General features: G+C 70.7%; 19 protein-coding genes and 1 riboswitch. Of the genes, 8 read left to right on the forward strand and 11 right to left on the reverse strand.

The genetic code is table 11. The features are described 5' to 3' along the window. The 3 genes from WMJ97_RS07070 to WMJ97_RS07080 form a co-directional block, all read left to right on the forward strand. On the forward strand, window positions 1-283 hold a 283-nt coding region (locus WMJ97_RS07070; protein ID WP_347348279.1), incomplete at its 5' end, for a transglycosylase family protein. Window positions 284-469: 186 nt separating this feature from the next. Beyond that, on the forward strand, window positions 470-1,810 hold the full coding sequence (locus tag WMJ97_RS07075) for a M20 family metallopeptidase (RefSeq protein WP_347348280.1): 1,341 nt from the start codon (window positions 470-472) through the stop codon (window positions 1,808-1,810). 30 nt (window positions 1,811-1,840) lie between these two features. Continuing rightward, a complete protein-coding gene (locus WMJ97_RS07080; protein ID WP_347348281.1) occupies window positions 1,841-3,466 on the forward strand; it encodes an AbgT family transporter in 1,626 nt (541 codons plus the stop codon). Window positions 3,467-3,542: 76 nt separating this feature from the next. On the opposite strand, the gene rplQ is transcribed toward WMJ97_RS07080, so the two are convergent. From rplQ to WMJ97_RS07135, 11 genes are all read right to left on the reverse strand, one after another. Further along, a complete protein-coding gene (gene rplQ, locus WMJ97_RS07085) occupies window positions 3,543-4,142 on the reverse strand; it encodes a 50S ribosomal protein L17 (RefSeq protein ID WP_347348282.1) in 600 nt (199 codons plus the stop codon). 19 nt (window positions 4,143-4,161) lie between these two features. Next, on the reverse strand, window positions 4,162-5,172 hold the full coding sequence (locus WMJ97_RS07090) for a DNA-directed RNA polymerase subunit alpha (protein WP_347348283.1): 1,011 nt from the start codon (window positions 5,170-5,172) through the stop codon (window positions 4,162-4,164). 303 nt (window positions 5,173-5,475) lie between these two features. Next, entirely contained in the window at window positions 5,476-6,081 is a 606-nt protein-coding gene (rpsD, locus tag WMJ97_RS07095) for a 30S ribosomal protein S4 (protein ID WP_347348284.1), read from the reverse strand. A 34-nt stretch (window positions 6,082-6,115) separates the two neighbouring features. After that, window positions 6,116-6,520: a 30S ribosomal protein S11 gene (gene rpsK / locus WMJ97_RS07100; protein WP_347348285.1), complete on the reverse strand. Its 405-nt coding sequence runs from the start codon at window positions 6,518-6,520 to the stop codon at window positions 6,116-6,118. A 42-nt stretch (window positions 6,521-6,562) separates the two neighbouring features. Next, window positions 6,563-6,937, reverse strand: a complete 375-nt coding sequence (rpsM, locus tag WMJ97_RS07105) for a 30S ribosomal protein S13 (protein WP_347348286.1) — start codon at window positions 6,935-6,937, stop codon at window positions 6,563-6,565. 219 nt (window positions 6,938-7,156) lie between these two features. Beyond that, window positions 7,157-7,270: a 50S ribosomal protein L36 gene (rpmJ, locus tag WMJ97_RS07110; RefSeq protein WP_347348287.1), complete on the reverse strand. Its 114-nt coding sequence runs from the start codon at window positions 7,268-7,270 to the stop codon at window positions 7,157-7,159. Window positions 7,271-7,348: 78 nt separating this feature from the next. Then, window positions 7,349-7,570 (reverse strand): translation initiation factor IF-1, encoded by a 222-nt coding sequence (infA, locus tag WMJ97_RS07115; RefSeq protein ID WP_347348288.1) that lies wholly within the window; start codon window positions 7,568-7,570, stop codon window positions 7,349-7,351. A gap of 191 nt (window positions 7,571-7,761) precedes the next feature. Continuing rightward, a complete protein-coding gene (locus WMJ97_RS07120) occupies window positions 7,762-8,139 on the reverse strand; it encodes a DUF1707 domain-containing protein (RefSeq protein ID WP_347348289.1) in 378 nt (125 codons plus the stop codon). An 18-nt stretch (window positions 8,140-8,157) separates the two neighbouring features. Then, entirely contained in the window at window positions 8,158-9,006 is an 849-nt protein-coding gene (locus WMJ97_RS07125) for a transglutaminase family protein (RefSeq protein ID WP_347348290.1), read from the reverse strand. Then, complete coding sequence (locus tag WMJ97_RS07130; protein ID WP_347348291.1) at window positions 9,003-9,935, reverse strand: alpha-E domain-containing protein; 933 nt, start codon at window positions 9,933-9,935, stop codon at window positions 9,003-9,005. The genes WMJ97_RS07125 and WMJ97_RS07130 overlap by 4 nt, the downstream gene beginning before the upstream one ends. Next, window positions 9,929-11,518, reverse strand: a complete 1,590-nt coding sequence (locus WMJ97_RS07135; protein ID WP_347348292.1) for a circularly permuted type 2 ATP-grasp protein — start codon at window positions 11,516-11,518, stop codon at window positions 9,929-9,931. Before WMJ97_RS07135 ends, WMJ97_RS07130 begins: the two co-directional genes overlap by 7 nt. 295 nt (window positions 11,519-11,813) lie before the next feature. Between WMJ97_RS07135 and WMJ97_RS07140 the strand changes: the two genes are divergently transcribed. The 5 genes from WMJ97_RS07140 to meaB all read left to right on the forward strand — a co-directional run bounded on the left by WMJ97_RS07140 (window position 11,814) and on the right by meaB (window position 19,959). Continuing rightward, the gene (locus WMJ97_RS07140; protein ID WP_347348293.1) at window positions 11,814-13,133 is read left to right on the forward strand and encodes an FAD-dependent oxidoreductase; all 1,320 of its coding nucleotides are present in this window, start codon (window positions 11,814-11,816) and stop codon (window positions 13,131-13,133) included. Continuing rightward, window positions 13,126-14,241 carry a uroporphyrinogen-III synthase gene (locus WMJ97_RS07145; protein ID WP_347348294.1) on the forward strand — a complete coding sequence of 372 codons (1,116 nt, stop codon included), beginning with the start codon at window positions 13,126-13,128 and terminating at the stop codon, window positions 14,239-14,241. Before WMJ97_RS07140 ends, WMJ97_RS07145 begins: the two co-directional genes overlap by 8 nt. A gap of 89 nt (window positions 14,242-14,330) precedes the next feature. Beyond that, window positions 14,331-14,545: riboswitch (cobalamin riboswitch) on the forward strand. Window positions 14,546-14,835: 290 nt separating this feature from the next. After that, a complete protein-coding gene (mutA, locus tag WMJ97_RS07150; RefSeq protein ID WP_347348295.1) occupies window positions 14,836-16,743 on the forward strand; it encodes a methylmalonyl-CoA mutase small subunit in 1,908 nt (635 codons plus the stop codon). Continuing rightward, entirely contained in the window at window positions 16,740-18,950 is a 2,211-nt protein-coding gene (gene scpA, locus WMJ97_RS07155; protein ID WP_347348296.1) for a methylmalonyl-CoA mutase, read from the forward strand. Before mutA ends, scpA begins: the two co-directional genes overlap by 4 nt. After that, complete coding sequence (gene meaB / locus WMJ97_RS07160; RefSeq protein ID WP_347348297.1) at window positions 18,943-19,959, forward strand: methylmalonyl Co-A mutase-associated GTPase MeaB; 1,017 nt, start codon at window positions 18,943-18,945, stop codon at window positions 19,957-19,959. Before scpA ends, meaB begins: the two co-directional genes overlap by 8 nt. Window positions 19,960-19,990 lie beyond the last annotated feature (31 nt).

A 19,990-nucleotide genomic window follows, 5' to 3' on the forward strand; every position in this document is an offset into this window, starting at 1 on the left:
GAAGTCCGAGAAGTCCGCGGCGTCGAGTTCGGGCCTCAACCTCGCCCGCGCCGCCATGTGGGACCGCGTCGCCCGGTGTGAGTCCGGGGGGAACTGGAGCATCAACACGGGCAACGGCTACTACGGCGGTCTGCAGTTCAACGCGGGCACGTGGCGCGCCGCGGGCGGCACGGCCTACGCGAGCCTGCCGCACCAGGCGAGCCGCGCCGAGCAGATCACCGTCGCGAACCGCCTCTACGCCCAGCGCGGCCTGCAGCCCTGGGGCTGCGCGCACGCCGCCTGAGCCGGAGGCCGGGGCGGGGCCCCGGGAACAGGGACCATCCCGGGGTCCCCGCCACTCATGATCGCGTCGGAGGCAACAGGCCTCCGGCGCGATCGTCTAGTCGGCACGCTGTGGCGCTTTCGCTAGCCAGATGACGTTTAACGCCGCGGTGACCTGCGGGCCGGACGCGGACGATAGCGTGGCCCCATGCCCCTCCCCTCCGAGCCGACCGTTCCGTCCGACTTCTTCAGCCGCCACCTGAGCGAGCAGACTCATGCGCTGGCGGCCTCGACGCCGCGGGTCGAGTCGGCGTTCGCCGGCGCGCCCCGCCAGCTCACCGACGAGCTGGCGGATGCCGCGGACGCCCTCGCCGGCGAGTTGGGCGACCTGGCGCTCGACCTCTACGAGCACCCGGAGCCCGCGTTCGAGGAGCACCGCTCGGCCGCCGCGCTGGCGTCCCTGCTGGCCGGGCACGGCGTCGAGGCGACGGTCGGCGTCCACGGGTTGGAGACGGCGCTGCGCGCCGAGTTCGTCGCCGGGGACGCCCGCCGCACGGTGGCGATCTGCGCCGAGTACGACGCCCTGCCCGGCATCGGGCACGGCTGCGGCCACAACGTCATCGCGGCGTGCGGCGTCGGGGCGTTTCTCGCGTTGCACGCGCTGCACCGCAGGCGTCCGGACGCCTTCGCCGGCCGCGTCGTGCTGCTCGGGACGCCGGCCGAGGAGGGCCACTCCGGCAAGGAGTACCTGGCCCGCGAGGGCGCGTTCGACGGGGTGGACGCCGCGATGATGGTCCACTCCTACGGCTACGACCTGGCCGACCAGGTGTGGCTCGGACGCCGCGTCCTGACGGTCACGTTCCACGGGCGCCCGGCGCATGCGTCCGCGGAGCCGTTCATGGGGCGCAATGCTCTCGACGCGGCGAACCTCATGTACACCGGCATCGGGCTGCTCCGCCAACAGATGCTGCCGGTCGACCGCGTCCACGCGATCATCACCGAGGGCGGCTCGCGGGCGTCCGTGATCCCCGAGACGGCCCGCCTCGACCTGTACGCCCGTTCGAAGTATCCGCAGACCCTGCGCGACCTGTCGGCCCGGCTGGACGACATCGCCCACGGCGCCGCGCTCATGGCCGGCGTCGGCGTCACCGTCGAGTGGGACCGCCACCCCGCCACCCTGCCGGTGCGCACGAACCAGGCGCTCACCGCCCGCTGGGCGACCGCGCAGGCCCGGCGCGGGCGCACCGCGCTGCCGCTCGGCGTCGTCCCGGAGACGATCGCGGCGTCCACCGACTTCGGCAACGTCAGCTACCGCGTGCCGGGCATCCACCCGCTCATCAAGATCGCGCCCGAGGGGTGCGCGCTGCACACGCGCGAGTTCGCGGACGCCGCGGCCACCCCGGCGGCGCGACGCGCGGCGGTCGACGGGGCGTTCGGCCTGGCCGCCACGGCCCTCGACTTCCTCTGCGACGACGACCTCGCGGCCGCCGTCGCCCGCGAATTCGCCGACGAGGGCGGCCCCGTCGACGTCGAGCACTACTTCGATTGATCCCCCGTATCGACCCGAAGGAGGACCCCCATGCCTGCATCCGCCACCGCCCGCGTCCCGTGGAGCGACCGCGTCCTGTCGGCCCTGGAGGCGGCCGGCAACAAGCTGCCCCAGCCGTTCAACCTGTTCGTGTGGCTGTTCGCGATCGTCGGCGTCGTCGGGACGGCGGCCTCGCTCGCCGGCGTGACGGTGCAGGTACCCGGCGCCAAAGAGGCCATCGACGTCAAGGGCCTGTTCACCGGCGAGGGACTGGCGTGGTTCACGGCGAACCTCGGCCAGAACTACGTCGGCTTCCCGCCGCTCGTGACCGTCATGCCGATCCTGCTCGCCATCGGCATCGCGGAGAAGACCGGGTTCCTGTCGGCCGCGATCCGCGCCGCGATCGGGTCGGCGCCCCGCTGGCTGCTGCCGTACATGGTCGGCTTCCTGGGCGTGGTCGGGTCGATCATGGCCGACTCGGTGTTCGTCATCCTGCCGCCGCTCGCGGCGCTCGCGTTCAAGGCCGTCGGACGCCACCCCGTCGCGGGCCTCCTGGGCGGCTTCGCGTCCGCCGGGGCGGGCTATTCGACGTCGATCGTGCCGACGTCGCTGGACGCCCTGTTCGCCGGCATCACCAACGCCGTCCTGCCGACCGTGCCGACGGTGCAGGCGGCGGCCGCGCCGGTGAACCCGGTGTCGAACTACTACTTCAACATCGTCTCCGCGCTCGTGCTGTCGCTGCTGGCCGGGTTCATCATCGACCGGATCATCGAGCCGCGCATCGTCCGGACGGGCGTCCCCGACGTCGAGACCGTCGACGAGGACGCCGAGTCGTCGCTCACGTTCGACGACGAGGGCTCCGAGGTGACCGTGGACACCAACGCGGCCGTCGAGCACGAGGTGACGCCCGCCGAGCGGCGCGGCCTGCGCCGGGGCGGTCTGGCCCTCCTCGTGACGGCCGTGGTGATGCTGGTCGCCGTACTGCTGCCGGCGTCCCCGTGGCGCAACGCGCAGGGCGAGTTCCTGCCGCGTTCGCCGCTGCTGAACTCGATCGTGTTCATCGTGTTCGCGCTGTTCGCGATCGGCGGGTTCACCTTCGGCAAGGCGGCGGGCACGATCAAGGGCTTCCACGACGTGCCGCGGCTGATGGGGCTCGCGCTGAAGGACATGATCCCGTTCCTCGTGCTCGCCTTCGTGATGGGCCAGTTCATCGCGTTGTTCAACTGGTCGGGGATCGGCAGTTGGATCGCGGTCTCGGGGGCGGAGGCGCTGCAGGCGACCGGCATGACCGGCTTCGGCGTGATCGTGATGTTCGTGCTGCTGTGCAGCCTGCTGAACCTGTTCATCATCTCCGGCTCGGCCATGTGGACGATCATGGCCGCCGTCTTCGTCCCCATGTTCGGCCTCGTGGGGCTGGAGCCGGCGTTCGTGCAGGCCGCGTTCCGCATCGGCGACTCGGCCACCCAGATCATCACGCCGATGAACCCCTACATGATCGTGCTACTGACCTACCTGCGGAAGTACCAGCCGCAGGCCGGCTTCGGCAACCTCATGTCGGGCATGATGCCGTTCGTCGTTCCGTTCTGGCTCGCCTGGCTGGGGATCTTGTTCGTGTATTACACGGTGGGGCTTCCGCTGGGGCCGGGCAACGACATCTTCATCGAGCAGCTCCGCTGACCGGACGCCGCCCCCGGACGCACGACGGGCTCGCCCCCGGTGAGGGGGCGAGCCCGTGGCGTGAGCGCCGGACGGCTCAGTTCTTCGTCGGCTCCGCCGACTCGTCGGACGCCTCGGTGACCTCGGCACCCTCGGCGGGAGCGTCGGCCTGCTCGGCGACCGGAGCCTGCTGGTCGTCGTCGGTCGGCTGCGCCTCGGTCTCCTCGGCTGGCTCGGACGCCGCCGGCGCGGCCGGCTTCTGGTCCGCCTTCTTGGCCGGGGCCTTCTCGGCGGGCTTGCTCGGGCGTCCCTTGGCCTTGTTGGCGCGGGACTCCTCGACCGTCTCGGTCACGAGCTCGATGACGGCCATCGGGGCGTTGTCGCCCTGACGGTTGCCGATCTTCGTGATCCGGGTGTAGCCGCCGTCGCGGTCGGCGAACCGCGGCGCGATCTCGTCGAAGAGGACGTGCACGACGGACTTGTTCGTGATCTTCGACAGCACGAGCCGGCGGTTGTGCAGATCGCCCCGCTTCGCCTTGGTGATCAGCTGCTCGGCGAGCGGCTGGACACGCTTGGCCTTGGTCTCGGTCGTCGTGATGCGGCCGTGCTCGAACAGCTGGCTCGCCAGGTTGTTCAGGATGATGCGCTGGTGAGCCGGGCTCCCGCCGAGGCGGGGACCCTTCGTGGGCTTGGGCATGACTCTTCTCTTTCCGGTATCAGTACTGATCGACGTCTTCGTCGCCGAAGTCGGCGTCGTAGTTGTTCAGGGCCGCGATCGGGTCGAAGCCGGGCGCGCTGTCCTTGAGGGACAGGCCCATCTCGTGGAGGCGAAGCTTGACCTCCTCGATCGACTTGGAACCGAAGTTGCGGATGTCGAGCAGGTCCTGCTCGGAGCGGGACACCAGCTCGGACACCGTGTGGATGCCCTCGCGCTTGAGGCAGTTGTAGCTGCGCATCGTGAGCTTCAGCTCCTCGACCGGCAGGGCCAGGTCGGCGGCGAGCTGCTCGTCGACGGGCGACGGGCCGATCTCGATGCCCTCGGCGTCCACGTTCAGCTCGCGGGCCAGCCCGAACAGCTCGACGAGCGTGCGGCCGGCGGACGCCACGGCGTCCCGCGGCGCGATGGCGGCCTTGGTCTCGACGTCGACGATGAGCCGGTCGAAGTCGGTGCGCTGCTCGACGCGGGTGGCCTCGACCTTGTAGGTGACCTTCAGCACGGGGCTGTAGATCGAGTCGACCGGGATGCGGCCGATCTCGGCGTCCCCGCTCTTGTTCTGCTGCGCGGACACGTAGCCGCGGCCGCGCTCGACGACGAGCTCCATGTCGATCTTGCCGGTGTCGTTGAGCGTCGCGATGTGCAGCTCGGGGTTGTGGATCTCGACCCCGGCCGGCGGGGCGATGTCGGCCGCGGTGACCGCGCCGGCGCCCGCCTTGCGCAGGTACATGACGACCGGCTCGTCCTCCTCGGACGACAGCACGAGCTGCTTGATGTTGAGGATGATCTCGGTCACGTCCTCCACCACGCCGGGCAGCGTGGAGAACTCGTGCTGGTTGCCCTCGATCTTGATGCTCGTGACGGACGCCCCAGGGATGGACGACAGCAGGGTGCGGCGCAGGGAGTTGCCGAGGGTGTAGCCGAAGCCCGGCTCCAGCGGCTCGATCACGAACCGGGACCGGAACTCGTCGACGACCTCTTCGGTCAACGTCGGGCGCTGTGCGATCAGCATGTGTGTTGTTGTTCCTTTCGACCGCCCGCTATATGACGGCCATCAAGAGGACGGGGCACGGTACCCTGCCCGAAAACCAAACGTGAAGGACCCTACCAACACGGCAGGGACGCCTCACAACCGCCTTCAAACCCCGGGTCGTCAAACCCACAGGCCGAAGGAGTGAACTCGCTCGAAGTCTGCGGAGACATCCGGCGTCCGACATCGCCCCGGCCCGTGGATGGGCCTGGCCCCCTGCCCGGCGCTTGCGCCGCGCAGGGTGGTTGGGCCGGGGCGATGTCGGCGACGGATGTCGGCGATCCGCTACTTCGAGTAGAGCTCGACGATCAGCTGCTCTTGGACGTCAATCGCAATCTGCTCGCGCGTCGGCAGTTGATGCACGAGGATGCGCATCTTGTTCGGCCGGACGGTCAGCCAGGCGGGAACCTCGCGCTCGTGGTGCAGCTCACGGGCGATCACGAACGGGTCGAGGTTCACGGACTTCGGCTTCACGTCGATGATGTCGTAGGCGGACACCCGGTAGCTCGGGATGTTGACCTTCTTGCCGTTCACGAGGAAGTGCCCGTGGACGACGAGCTGGCGGGCCTGCCGGCGCGTCGAGGCGAACCCGGCGCGGTACACGACGTTGTCGAGGCGCGATTCGAGGATCTGCAGCAGGATCTCACCGGTCTTGCCGGTCTTGCGGTTCGCCTCTTCGTAGTAGCGGCGGAACTGCTTCTCGAGGACGCCGTAGGCGTAACGAGCCTTCTGCTTCTCGCGGAGCTGGAGCAGGTACTCCGACTCCTTGGTGCGGCCGCGGCCGTGCATGCCGGGCGGGTACGTGCGGCGCTCGAACGCCTTGTCGTTGCCCACCAGGTCGGTGCCGAGCCGGCGGGACTTCTTGGTGATGGGGCCGGTGTAACGGGCCATGGTTGATCAGTCTCTCTTCTCTATCGGCTCGGGCTCAGACGCGGCGGCGCTTCGGCGGACGGCAGCCGTTGTGCGGCACGGGGGTCACGTCGGAGATCGGACCGATCTCCAGCCCCAGCGCGCCGAGGGAACGGATGGCGGTCTCGCGGCCGGAGCCGGGGCCCTTGACGAAGACGTCCACGCGCTTCATGCCGTGCTCCATGGCGCGGCGTCCGGCGGCCTCGGCGGCCATCTGGGCGGCGAACGGCGTCGACTTGCGGGAGCCCTTGAAGCCGACGGTGCCGGCGGACGCCCACGAGACCACCTGCCCGTGCGGGTCGGTGATCGAGATGATCGTGTTGTTGAACGTGCTCTTGATGTGCGCCTGACCGGCGGTGACGTTCTTCTTCTCCTTGCGGCGGACCTTCGTCTTCGCCGTGTTACGGCCTGCAGTAGCCATAGATCTTGATGCTCTCCTGGATCGTGATGCCTAGGCCCCGCGTCAGCGGGCCTTCTTCTTGCCGGCGACGGCCTTCTTCTTGCCCTTGCGGGTACGGGCGTTGGTCCGGGTGCGCTGACCGCGGACCGGAAGGCCCATGCGATGACGACGGCCCTGGTAGGAGCCGATCTCGATCTTGCGACGGATGTCCGCGGCGACCGTGCGGCGCAGGTCGCCCTCGGTCTCGTAGTTGGCCTCGATGTGGTCGCGCAACTGGACGAGTTGCTCTTCCGTGAGGTCCTTGACGCGAACGTCCGGGCTGACGCCGGTGGCGTCCAGGGTCTCCTTGGCGCGGGTCTTCCCGATGCCGAAGATGTAGGTGAGGGCGACCTCGAGGCGCTTTTCGCGCGGGAGGTCGACTCCGATGAGACGTGCCATGTGCGGCGGTTACCTTTCAGTGCGTCGGCCCGTAGGCCGCGAAGGTGTCTGGCGTGCAGCGCCCCGTGCCGCCAAGCGCGGGCCCCGGCCTTCGTCCGGGGGTGTTCCAGGCCGGGTGGCCCGCCGCGTTCGCGGCGCCCGCCCTGGGTTTGCTGTCACGTTTTCTGTTGTGCGCCGGGGAGGACCCGGCTGGTTGCTGCGCTCCGGCGCGGCAGGGACTCAGCCCTGACGCTGCTTGTGCCGGGGGTTGTCGCAGATCACCATGACGCGACCGTGCCGGCGAATCACCTTGCACTTCGCGCAGATCCTCTTGACGCTCGGCTGAACCTTCATCGAGCAACTTTCTTGACTCGTCGTCGGGGGCACGAAACTGCCGCGCCTCGACTGGGTGGATGGTGGGCGTAACCTCGGTTACTTGTGTCGGTAGACGATGCGCCCACGCGAAAGGTCGTAGGGGGACAACTCGACGACCACGCGGTCGTTCTGAATGATGCGGATGTAGTGCTGCCGCATCTTGCCGGAGATGGTCGCCAGCACCTTGTGGCCGTTGGTCAGCTCCACCCGGAACATCGCGTTCGGCAAGGCCTCGACGACGGTCCCCTCGAGTTCGAGGGCTCCTTCTTTCTTCGCCACGAATTCCTACTCTGCTCTCGCGTTTGGTTGGCATCGGCCACGAGACACACGCGACCGACGACCAAGCTTACTTCACGCCTGGAAGGGGACCAAATCCGCTCGAGAGGTCCGCGCCGCACAGAGGGCTCGGAGGAGGCAGACGGACGCCGACGGCGTCCGGAACGACGATGGAGAGCCGGAGAAGAAGGAACTCAGAGGAGGATGACCAGCAGGATCACCAGGATCACCAGGGCGGCGGCGATGCCGCCGACCACCGTGGCCACGGTGCGCCCGCTGGGCGCCTTCGCCTCGCTCAACTCGCCCGGACGCCCGCCCGTCGTGGAGTCCTCGACGATGGCGGGCACCTGGTGCGTCGGGTGAGCGGGCAGCTCTTCGACCACCGGAACCAACTCGCCGAGGGTCTTCGCGGCGAAGACGGTGTCGAGGGCGCGACGGTAAGTCCAGTCGTCCAGCTTGCCCTGCTCGAAGGCGTCGTTGACCCGTGCGACCAGCGAATCACGCTCTCGATCGTCGACAGGTGCGTCGGGTGTCGAGCGGTACTTCGACGAGATCGGAAGGTCGCTGCTCATGCCGACCAGCCTACGGCCTCACGCCAAGAGGGTCATCTCGACGCCGACGAACATGTCCGACTCCCCCGACCCGGTGTAGATGCCGCGCAGCGGGGGGACGTCGCCGTAGTCGCGGCCGATCCCGACCTCCACGTGGAACTCGCCGGGCTCGACGCCGCCGAGCGTCGGGTCGATGCCGACCCACGCGCCGTCCCAGTACTGCAGCCACGCGTGCGACTCGCCGGTCGTCTTCTCGCCGACCACGGCGTCCGCCGACGGCATGACGTAGCCGGAGACGTACCGGGCCGGGATGCCCACCTCGCGCAGGGCGCCGAGGGATAGGTGCACCAGGTCCTGGCAGACGCCCGCGCCGGCGCTCCACGAATCGACCGCGCGCGCATGGACGTCGGTGGAGCCGGGGAGGTACTGAATGTGGCCCGCGATGGCGTCGAGCACCCTCCGGACGCAGTCGCGAGGCCGCTCGGTGCTGTCGGCCGCCGCGCGGGTGATCGCGCGCAACTCCTCGCCGGGCTGGACGCGCTCGGTGCAGTGGAGCCACTCGGTGTGGGCCTCCTCCTGCTCGGGGGCGAGGAGCTGCTCCCAGGTGAGCCCCTCGATCTCGAGCGGACGACGCTCGACCTCGACGGTGCTCGTCGCGACGACGTTCAGCCGGTCGTGGCGCTCGTGCACCTCGAAGCTGTCGACCTGCGTGCCCCAGTAGTCCACGTAGCGGCTCATCCAGGGCAGGGGCGACACGGTGATCGAGCTGGTCAAGACGAGCTGCTCGCGGGTCGAGCGCGGGGTCATGCGCGCCTCGTTGAACGACGCCGTCGCGCCGCCCGGGTAGGTGTACCCGGTCGTGTGGACGATCCGGATCTGCCGGCTCACCAGTTGCCTCCAATCCACTGGGCGGCGGTTGCCCCCTCGAAATACCGCTGCGAGATGGCCGAACCGGCCTGATTGAGCCGGACTTGCAGCCGGGCCATGCGGTCGGGCAGCCCCTCCAGCACCTCGCTCGTGCGCCGGTATTCCAGGGACGCCCGCGCCGTGCCCAGCTGCCGCTGGGCGTCGCTCTCGAAGCCGGTGCGGCGCTCCCCCAGATCGAGCTCGGCGAGCGACTGCTCGGCGGTCTGCAGCGTGTAGACCAGCGAGCGCGGGAACAGCCGGTCGAGCAGGAGGAACTCCGCGGCGTCCCGGTCGTTGACGGTGCCGCCGTACGTCCGGATGAACGCGTGGTGGGCCCCGCAGCCGCGCAGCACGTTGGCCCAGGCCGCCGCGCTGCCCGACGACGCGATCGCCGTCGTGATCAGCCGCGCCGTCATGTCGGCCCGCTCCAGGTTGCGGCCCAGCACGAGGAAGTGCCAGCCCTCGTCATGGCTCATCGTGTTGTCGGAGATGCCGGCGATGACGGCGGTGCGCTCCTTGATCGAGCGGAACATGCTCGCCGGACGCATGCGCTGCAGACGTCCGCCCCGCACCGCGTTCCACGTGGTGTTGATGGCCTCCCACATCTCGGTCGAGACCGTCTCGCGCGCCCGGCGGGCGGCCTCGCGGGCGCCGCCGATCGCGCTCACCACGGACGACGGCGAGTCGTCGTCGTAGCACAGCAGGCGCATGACCTCGGACTCGAGGTTCGCGCCCGGGTTCGGGTCCTCCGCGCCCATGACGCTCAGGAGGGCGCGCGCCGCGGCCTCCTGATCGACCGAGGGATCGTCGATGAGGAGCTGCAGGTGCACGTCCAGGGTGCGCGCGGTGTCCTCGGCGCGCTCGAGGTACCGGCCGATCCAGAACAGCGACTCGGCGATGCGGCTCAGCATGAGGTCTCCGTTCCGGCCTGGTTCTGCTGTTGCTGCTGCTCCTGCTGACGCGTGACGGCCTCGACGCCCAGCTCTTCGCGCGGCACGAACGCCGCGATCGACTGCCGGACACGCGGCTTCGTGCGCCGCTGGCGGCTGCGGACGCCGTCGCGGGCGAGCACCCACGTGTCCTTCGAGCCGCCGCCCTGAGAGCTGTTCACGATGAGCTGCCCCTCGGGCAGCGCGACGCGGGTCAACCCGCCGGGCAGGACGAAGATGTCGCCGCCGCCCGCGTTGACCGCGAACGGACGCAGATCGACGTGCCGCGGCTTCATCTGCCCGTCGATCATCGTCGGCACCGTCGACAACTGGACGACCGGCTGCGCGATCCACCCGCGCGGGTTCTCGATGACCTTGACCCGCAGATCGTCCAGCTCGGCCTTGTCTGCCTTGGGGCCGATCACAATGCCCTTGCCGCCCGAGCCGTCGACCGGCTTCAGAACGAGCTCGTCGAGACGGTCGAGCACCTCTTCGAGCTGGTCGGGCTCCTCGCAGCGCCACGTGTCGACGCCGGGGATGATCGGTTCCTCCGACAGGTAGTACCGGATGATGTCGGGCATGTAGGTGTAGATGAGCTTGTCGTCGGCGACGCCGTTGCCCACGGAGTTCGCCAGCGTCACGTTGCCGGCCCGCACCGCGTTGATGAGGCCCGCGGAGCCGAGCACCGAATCCGAACGGAAGACGGCCGGGTCGAGGAAGTCGTCGTCGACGCGCCGGTAGATGACGTGCACCGGACGCAGGCCCCGCGTCGTGCGGATCGACACGTGGCCGCCGTGGCAGACGAGGTCGCGGCCCTCGACGAGCTCACACCCCATCGTGCGCGCGAGCAGCGTGTGCTCGAAGTAGGCGGAGTTGTAGACGCCGGGGGTGAGCACGACGACCGTCGGATCCGACACCCCCGCGGGCGCCGCGGCCCGCAGGGCCGCCAGCAGCTTCGCCGGGTAGTTCTCCACCGGACGGATCCGGTGCCGGTTGGTGACCTCGGGCAGCGCCGAGAACAGAGCGTGCCGGTTGGTCATGACGTAGGAGACGCCGGACGGAACCCGCACGTTGTCTTCCAGCACCCGGAACGTGCCTTCGTTGTCGCGGATCAGGTCGATGCCGGCCACCTGGACGTGCACGCCGTTCGGGGGCCGGACGCCGTACATCGCGCGGTGGAAGTGCGGCGAGGAGATCACGACGCGGCGCGGCACCACACCGTCCTCGAACAGCTGCCCCCGCGTGTACACGTCGTCGAGGAAGGCCTCCAGCGCCTTCACCCGCTGCTTCACGCCCGACTCGACCGTGACCCACTCGTCGTAGAGCAGGACCCGGGGAACGATGTCGAGCGGGAACGGGTGCTCCTCGCCGCCGAAGTCGAAGGTCACGCCCTGGTCGACGTACGTGGATTTCACGTAGTCGGACCGCGAACGGATTTCCTCATCACTGAGCTTGCGCATCTGACGCAGCACGGAGCTGTAGGCAGGCCGCACGCCGTCGCCGCCAAGCATCTCGTCGTAGGCCGGCCCTGAGCCTGCGTAGTCGTCGAACAGTCCGCTTGTCACGAGGCACACACTATTGGCTATCTGTTACAGGCGGGTATCGAAGATCCCCCTTCGGGTGAGTCGCCGTCGGGCTCATCCGGACGCCCTTGCGGGCCCGGCAGACATCCTCGCTAGCCGCGCAGCGCCGGCTTCGGGACACCCCACCGCCGCATGGCGCGCCGCCATCCCGCGACGGGCGGCGGGAGGAAGGGCGTCCCCCCTTGTCGGAGACGCATGGGCGCGCAGTGAGTCGCCTGAAAAGCGACCGTTACATGCCCGGAACCGCCGGGCAACGGTCGCTCTTTAAGGTCGACGCATGTCCGACACCCCCGCCAGCGTACGGGTCGTCGTCATCGGCGGCGGCCCCGCTGCTCACCGCTTCGTGGCGTCTTACCTAGCCATCGCCCCGACGGACGCCCGCGTGACCGTCCTGACCCAGGAGCCGCGGCGTCCGTACGACCGCCTCGCCCTGCCCGCGACGATCACCACCGAGACAGACCTCACTCTCGATCCCGACATCTGGGACGACGCCCGCGTCGACCTCCGCGTCGGCGACCGGGCCCTCGGCATCGACCGCCGCAAGAGAACGGTGGCGTCCGCGTCCGGCGAGCACCGCTACGACTACTGCGTGCTGGCCACGGGCTCGCGCGCGGCGACGCTGAAGGTGCCGGGCGCGGACCGCGCGCTCGGGCTACGCACCGTCGACGACGTCGCGGCGATCCGCGCCGAGGTGGAGCGGCAGAAGGGACGCCTCGGGCGTCCGCCGGTCGCGCTGGTGGTCGGCGGCGGCGTCTGGGGGCTGGAGGTCGCCAGCGGGCTGCGCGGCCTGGGGGCCCGGTCCGGCATCGTGCAGGCCCGGCCGTGGCTGATGGCCGAGCAGCTCGGCGAGGCGCCGGGTCGGGCGCTGAACGCGGTCGTCGGCGCGGCGGGGATCTCGCTGCACCTGGGCAGGCGTCCGGTGGGCATCGCCCTCGACGCGGGCAACGAGGTGACGGGCGTCCAGTTCCGCGATCGGGCGTCCGTGCCGGCCGACCTGGTCGTCGCCGCCGTCGGCACGCGCCCGCGCGACGGTCTCGCCGCGGAGGCGGGGTTGGCGGTCGCCGACGACGGGGGCGTCCTGGTCGACGCGTCGTGCCGGACGTCCGACCCGCACATCTACGCCATCGGCGAGGTGGCCAGCCACGGCGGCCGTACCGGCGGCCTGGGCGCCGCGGCCGATGCGATGGCGGAGGTCGCCGCGGCCCGGTTGTCCGGGCGCGCCGCCTGCTACGCGGGCCACCTCGCATCGGTGGCGCTGCGGCTGCCCGGCATCGAGGTCGCGACCTTCGGGGACGCGGCGTCGCGGACGCCCGGGGCGCTCGATGTGATGTACTCGGACCCGGCCCGCGGGCTGTTCCAGAAGATCGTGCTGGCCTCGGATTGCCGCACCCTCCTCGGCGGGGTGTTCGTCGGGGACGCCTCCCCCTTCGACGCGCTGCTGCCCTTGGTGGGCCAGCCGCTCGAGGAGCCGGCGTCCACCTTCTTGTCGTTCGTCGAGGAGTCGGTCGCCCCCGCCGTGCCGCTGCGTCCGGTCGGCGCGGCGCCGGGCGCGAGGCGTCCGTCCCACGTCCCCCACCGAAAGGCGATCGGTGTCTGAGGCTGCCGAACTGAATCCCCCCAGCGAGCTCGCCGGCTTCCGCATCGGTGTGACGTCGCACCGCCGGGCCGACGAACTCATCGGGGGTCTCGAGCGTCGCGGGGCGCAGGTGCTGCGCGCCCCCGCGCTGCGGCTGGCGACGCGCGACGACGTCGACGCCGTCGTCGCGGAGACCCGCGCGGTGCTGGCGCTCGACCCCGACGTCGTCCTGGTGACGACGGGGTACGGGCTGCGGCGGTGGCTGGAGACCGCCGACGGGGCCGGCCTCGGCGACGACCTGCGGGCGCTGCTGGGCCGCACCCGGCTGGCGGTGCGCGGCAACAAGGCGAAGGGCCAGGTGCGGGCGCTCGAGTTGCCCGACCCGGTCGGGGCGACCCCCGAGACGATGGCCGAGGTCGTGAGCGACCTGCTCGCCGAGGGCGTGTCGGGGCTGCGCGTGGGCGTCCAATTGCACGGGCTGACCGACGTCCACGAGGTCGACCGGCTGCGCTCGGCGGGCGCGCGGGTGCTCACCGTCGCCCCCTACCGCTGGGAGTCGGCCGACCAGGCCGGGCGCCTGGCCGACCTGGTGCGGCAGGTCTGCGACCACCGGTTGGACGCCGTGACGTTCGCCGCGGCACCGGCCGTGGACGCCGTGCTCGCCCTGGCCGAGGAGTTGGGCCGCCGGGACGACTTCATCGCCGCGCTGAACTCGGGGGTCGCCGCCGTGGCGATCGGGCCGGTGTGCGCCGCGCCGCTGGAGGCGGCCGGGGTGACGCCGTTCGTGCCCGACCGGTTCCGGCAAGGGGCGATGGTGAAGCTGCTGGCGTCCGAGGTGGCCCGGACGGTGGGCGTCCGGGCCGAGACGTCGCGGGGCGAGGTCATCGTCCGGAGCGCGGGCGCGATCGTCGGCGAGGTGTTCGTCCCGCTGTCGCCCGCTCAGGTCGCGATCATGAAGACGCTCGCCGAGCGTCCGGGGGCGGTGGTCTCGCGACCGGCGCTGCTGGCGGAGACGTCCGGGCTCGGCACCGAGCACGCGCTCGAGATGGCGATCTCCCGCCTCCGGCGGGCGCTGCCGCTGCCGATCATCGAGACCGTCCTACGGCGCGGCTACCGGCTGGCGCCCTGACGCCACCGACGCACAAGCGCGCCCCACGCGCAGCACACCTGGACGATCGCCCCGATTGCGCGGTCCGGCCTCCTCGCCGCGGCGTTCTGTGTAGTGTGACCGGTGCTGGTGCGGCCCGTCGTCAGGCGAGCCGCCGCAAGAGGGAACCCGGTGTGATTCCGGGGCTGTCCCGCAGCGGTGAAGGGGAACGACATCACACCGACGCACTGGGCCACACGGCCTGGGAAGCGGTGATGGAGGAAGGCCGGGAGCGATCCCGAAACGCCCCTGAGCCCGAAGACCTGCCAGCCGTGGCGGCGTGAGCCGTCGCGTCGGTGCCCCTGGAGGGTGCGCGGGTTGGTGACCCGCAAGCTCCCCGGGGCGTGGCCATTGCCGAGGAGCAGACATGAAGATTGCCAGCCACCGCACCCCCGGGTGTGTGCGATGGGCACGACGGTGCCCACCCCCGTCGACGCCGCCCACGGCGGCTGGCCGGGGGTCGCGACGCAGACCAGCGGGGCAACGAACTGCCGCCGCGTCTTCTGCGCGCCGGTTGGCATGACCTAGCCGGTGCCCGAGCAGAGGCACCCTGACCCTTTCAGGAGCAGGAGTCGCATGAGCACGACCGATCCGGTCGCCCCCGCCCCCGGCGTGGACGAACCCGAACAGCTTGCTTTGGCCGAGGACTTCCCGTCGGCCACCGAAGAGGAGTGGGAGGTGGCGGTCGCCAAGGTTCTCAACCGCAACCGCCCACCGGACCACCAACTCACCGCCGAGCAGTGCCTCCAACGCCTCACCGTGCACACCCTCGACGGCCTGGACATCAAGCCGATGTACCGCGCCGACGACGTGCCCGGCCCCCTGGGCCACCCCGGCGTCGTCCCCTTCACGCGCGGCACCACGGTGCGCAACGGCGAGATGGACGCCTGGGACGTCCGCGCGCTCCACGAGGACCCGGACCCCGCGTTCACCCGGAAGGCCGTGCTCACCGATCTGGAGCGCGGCGTCACCTCCGTCTGGCTGCGCGTGGATCCCGACGCCGTGCAGCCGGACGACCTCGCCGACGACCTGGCCGACGTGCTGCTCGACATGGCCAAGGTGGAGGTCTCCAGCCGCTACGACCAGCAACGCGCCGCCGAGGCCCTGCTGGCCGTGTACGAGGGCTCGGACAAGGCGAAGGAAGACCTGCAGCTCAACCTGGGCATCGACCCGCTCGGGTTCGCGGCCCTGCACGGCGGCCCCGCCGACCTGTCCGGGCTCGCGGGGTGGGTGCGTCGCCTCGACGGGTACACGAAGTCGCGCGCCATCACGGTGGACGCCACGATCTACCACAACGCCGGCGCCGGCGACGTCGCGGAACTGGCCTGGGCGCTGGCCACCGGCACGGAGTACGTGCGCGCCCTCATCGAGCAGGGGGTGAGCGCCGACGAGGCGTTCGACGCCATCAACTTCCGCGTTACAGCCACCCACGACGAGTTCCTCACCATCGCCCGGCTGCGCGCGCTGCGCACCTGCTGGGCGCGCGTCGGCGAGGTCTTCGGCGTGGCCGAGGAGCGCCGGGGCGCCCGGCAGGAGGCCGTCACGAGCTGGCGCGAGCTCACGCGCGAGGACCCGTACGTGAACATCCTGCGCGGCACGATCGCCACCTTCTCGGCGGCCGTCGGCGGGGCCGAGTCCGTCACCACGCTGCCGTTCTGCGCCGCGCTGGGCCTGCCCGCCGACGACTTCGCCCGCAAGATCGCGCGGAACAGCGGCATCATCCTCGCCGAGGAGGTGAACGTCGGGCGCGTCAACGACCCGGCCGGCGGCTCCTTCTACGTCGAGTCACTGACCCGCAGCCTCGCCGAGGCCGGCTGGGCGCAGTTCCAGGCCGTGGAGGCGGCAGGCGGCATGGCCGCGGCCCTGGCCGGCGGGCACGTCGCCGGCGTCCTGGATGCCGAGAACGCCGAGCGCGCCAAGCGCCTGGCCACCCGCAAGCAGCCGATCACCGCAGTGAGCGAGTTCCCGCTCATCGGCGCCAAGTCGGTGGAGACGAAGCCGTTCCCGGACGCCCCGGAGCGGGCCGGCTTGCCGTGGCACCGCGACTCGGAGGTCTTCGAGGCGCTCGTCGACCGCTCCGCGTCGGCGCCGCAGCGGCCGCAGGTCTTCCTGGCCTGCCTCGGCACCCGGCGCGACTTCGGCGGGCGCGAAGGCTTCTCCGCCCCGGTGTGGCACATCGCCGGCATCGAGACCCCCGAGTGCGAGGGCGGCACCACCGCCGAGGTCGTGGAGGCCTTCCGGGCCTCCGGCGCCCAGGTGGCCAACCTGTGCTCGTCGGCGAAGGTCTACGCCGAGCAAGGCCTCGAGGTCGCCAGGGCCCTCAAGGACGCCGGCGCGAAGGCCGTCTATCTCTCGGGCGCCTACAAGGAGCTCGGCGACGACGCCGCGGAGGCCGAGCAGGTCTTCGCCGGACGCCTCTTCCTGGGCATGGACGTCGTCGACGTCCTCACCCACACCCTCGACCTCATGGGAGTTGCACAGTGAGCACCCTTCCTCGTTTCGATTCCATCGATCTGGGCACCGCCTCGGTGCCCGCGGACGCCGCCGAGCGGTTCGCCGCCCTGGCCGCGCAGGCCGGCACCGGGGAGCCGTGGACCACGCCCGAGCAGATCCCGGTGGGCACCCTCTTCACCGAGGCCGTCTACCAGGACATGGACTGGCTGGACACCTACGCGGGCATTCCCCCGTTCACCCACGGGCCCTACGCCACGATGTACGCCTACCGTCCCTGGACGATCCGGCAGTACGCGGGGTTCTCCACCGCGAAGGAGTCCAACGCCTTCTACCGCCGCAACCTCGCGGCCGGCCAGAAGGGCTTGTCGGTGGCCTTCGACCTGCCCACCCACCGCGGCTACGACTCGGACAATCCGCGCGTCCCCGGTGACGTCGGCATGGCCGGTGTCGCCGTGGACTCCATCTACGACATGCGCGAGCTGTTCGCGGGCATCCCGCTGGACCGGATGAGCGTGTCGATGACGATGAACGGCGCGGTGCTGCCGATCCTGGCCCTCTACGTGGTGACGGCCGAGGAGCAGGGCGCGAAGCCCGAGCAACTCGCGGGGACGATCCAAAACGACATCCTCAAAGAGTTCATGGTGCGCAACACCTACATCTACCCGCCGCTGCCCTCGATGCGGATCATCTCCGACATCTTCGCCTTCGCCAGCGCGAACATGCCGAAGTGGAACTCCATCTCGATCTCCGGCTACCACATGCAGGAGGCGGGGGCGACCGCCGACATCGAGATGGCGTACACGCTCGCGGACGGCGTCGACTACATCCGCGCCGGGGAGTCGGTCGGCCTCAAGGTGGACCAGTTCGCGCCCCGCCTGAGCTTCTTCTGGGCGATCGGCACGAACTTCTTCATGGAGGTCGCCAAGATGCGTGCCGCCCGCATGCTGTGGGCGAAGCTCGTGAACCAGTTCGGCCCGAAGAACCCCAAGTCGATGAGCCTGCGCACGCACTCGCAGACGTCGGGTTGGTCGCTCACCGCGCAGGACGTCTACAACAACGTGATCCGCACCTGCGTGGAGGCCATGGCCGCCACCCAGGGGCACACGCAGTCGCTGCACACGAACTCCCTGGACGAGGCGATCGCCCTGCCCACCGACTTCAGCGCCCGCATCGCCCGGAACACGCAGTTGTTCATCCAGCAGGAGTCGGGCACCTGCCGGGTCATCGATCCCTGGAGCGGCTCGGCCTACGTCGAGAAGCTCACCTTGGAGTTGGCCCGCAAGGCCTGGGGCCACATCACCGAGGTCGAGAAGGCGGGCGGCATGGCCAAGGCCATCGAGGCCGGCATCCCGAAGATGCGCATCGAGGAGGCGGCCGCCCGCACGCAGGCGCGCATCGACTCGGGCCGTCAGCCCCTCATCGGCGTCAACAAGTACCGCCTCGACCACGAGGACCCCCTCGAGGTGCTCAAGGTCGACAACTCCCAGGTGCTCGCCGAGCAGAAGGCCAAGCTGGTCAAGCTGCGGGCCGAGCGCGACGAGGCGGCCACCCAGGCGGCACTCGAGAAGCTCACGTGGGCGGCGGCCAACCCCGATCCGACCGACCCCGACCGCAACCTGCTCAAGCTGTGCATCGACGCCGGGCGCGCCATGGCGTCCGTCGGCGAGATGAGCGACGCGATGGAGAAGGTGTTCGGGCGCTACACCGCCCAGATCCGTACCATCGCCGGTGTGTACGCCAAGGAAGTGAGGAGTTCCCCGGCCGTGGACGAAACCCGCAGCCTCGTCGAGCAGTTCGAGCAGACCGAGGGACGGCGTCCCCGCATTCTGCTGGCCAAGATGGGCCAGGACGGCCACGACCGCGGCCAGAAGGTGATCGCCACGGCCTTCGCCGACCTCGGCTTCGACGTCGACGTCGGCCCGCTCTTCCAGACCCCCGAGGAGACCGCGCGCCAGGCCATCGAGGCCGACGTCCACGTGGTGGGGGTGTCCTCGCTCGCGGCCGGGCACCTCACGCTCGTGCCCGCGCTGCGCAAGGAGCTGGACGCGCGCGGCCGTCCCGACATCCTCATCGTGGTGGGCGGCGTGATCCCCGAGCAGGATTTCCAGGCGCTGCGCGACGCGGGCGCCATGGACATCTACCCGCCCGGCACGGTCATCCCGGAGGCGGCGGTGCGTCTGCTCCATGAGCTGTTGGACGCCTCCGAGGCGTCCGAGGACTCGGACGCGGATGCGTAGGAGGATCGACGTCGACGCGCTGGCCGCCCAGGTTTTGGACGGCCAGCGCGCCGGCATTGCGCAGGCGATCACCCTGGTGGAGTCGTCGCTGCCGGCCCACCGCCCGCTCGCCCGGGCCCTGCTCGCACGGCTGCTGCCGAGCGCGGGGAAGGCCACGCGGGTGGGGCTCACGGGTGTGCCGGGCGCGGGCAAGTCCACCTTCATCGACGCCCTGGGCTGCCGCCTCATCGAGGCGGGCCACCGGGTGGCCGTGCTCGCGGTCGACCCGTCGAGCACCCGCACCGGCGGCTCGATCCTGGGCGACCGCACCCGCATGGGTAAGCTGTCGGAGAGCGACGACGCCTACATCCGGCCCTCCCCGTCGGGGTGCCACCTGGGCGGGGTGGCGCGCGCCACGCGCGAGGCGATGATCATCGTGGAGGCCGCAGGCTTCGACACGGTCATCGTCGAGACGGTCGGGGTGGGCCAGTCCGAGGTGGCCGTGGCGGGCATGGTCGACACCTTCCTGCTGCTGGCGCTGGCCGGCGCCGGCGACCAGTTGCAGGGCATCAAGCGCGGCATCCTGGAGCTCGCCGACGTCATCGCGGTCAACAAGGCCGACGGCGACAACGCCGGCCAGGCGCGGGTGACGGCCCGGGACCTGTCGATCGCGATGAAGCTCATCAACGACGAGTCCAGCGGGCGGCGTACCCCGGTGCTCACCTGCTCGGCGCTGACCGGGCAGGGGCTCGACGAGGTGTGGGACGCCGTCGGCGAGCACCGCTCCTGGGTCGAGGAGACCGTCGGCCTGCAGCGCCGGCGCGCCGACCAGCAGGTGGACTGGATGTGGGCCCAGATCGAGGGCGCCGTGGTGGATTCGCTGCGCTCCACGCCCCAGCTCGCGTCGCTGGGCCACGAGTTGGCCGCCCAGGTGGGGACGTCCTCCCTGAGCGCCCTGGACGCCTCCGCGCGGTTCCTGTCCGCCTACGCCGGCGAGGTGCCCGGCTTCGGCTGGCAGGACGCCGACTGAGCGGCGTCGCAGGCGACGCGCCCGGCCGGAG

The organism is Nigerium sp. (assembly GCF_039811905.1).
Classification (GTDB): Bacteria; Actinomycetota; Actinomycetes; order Propionibacteriales; family Propionibacteriaceae; genus Propioniciclava.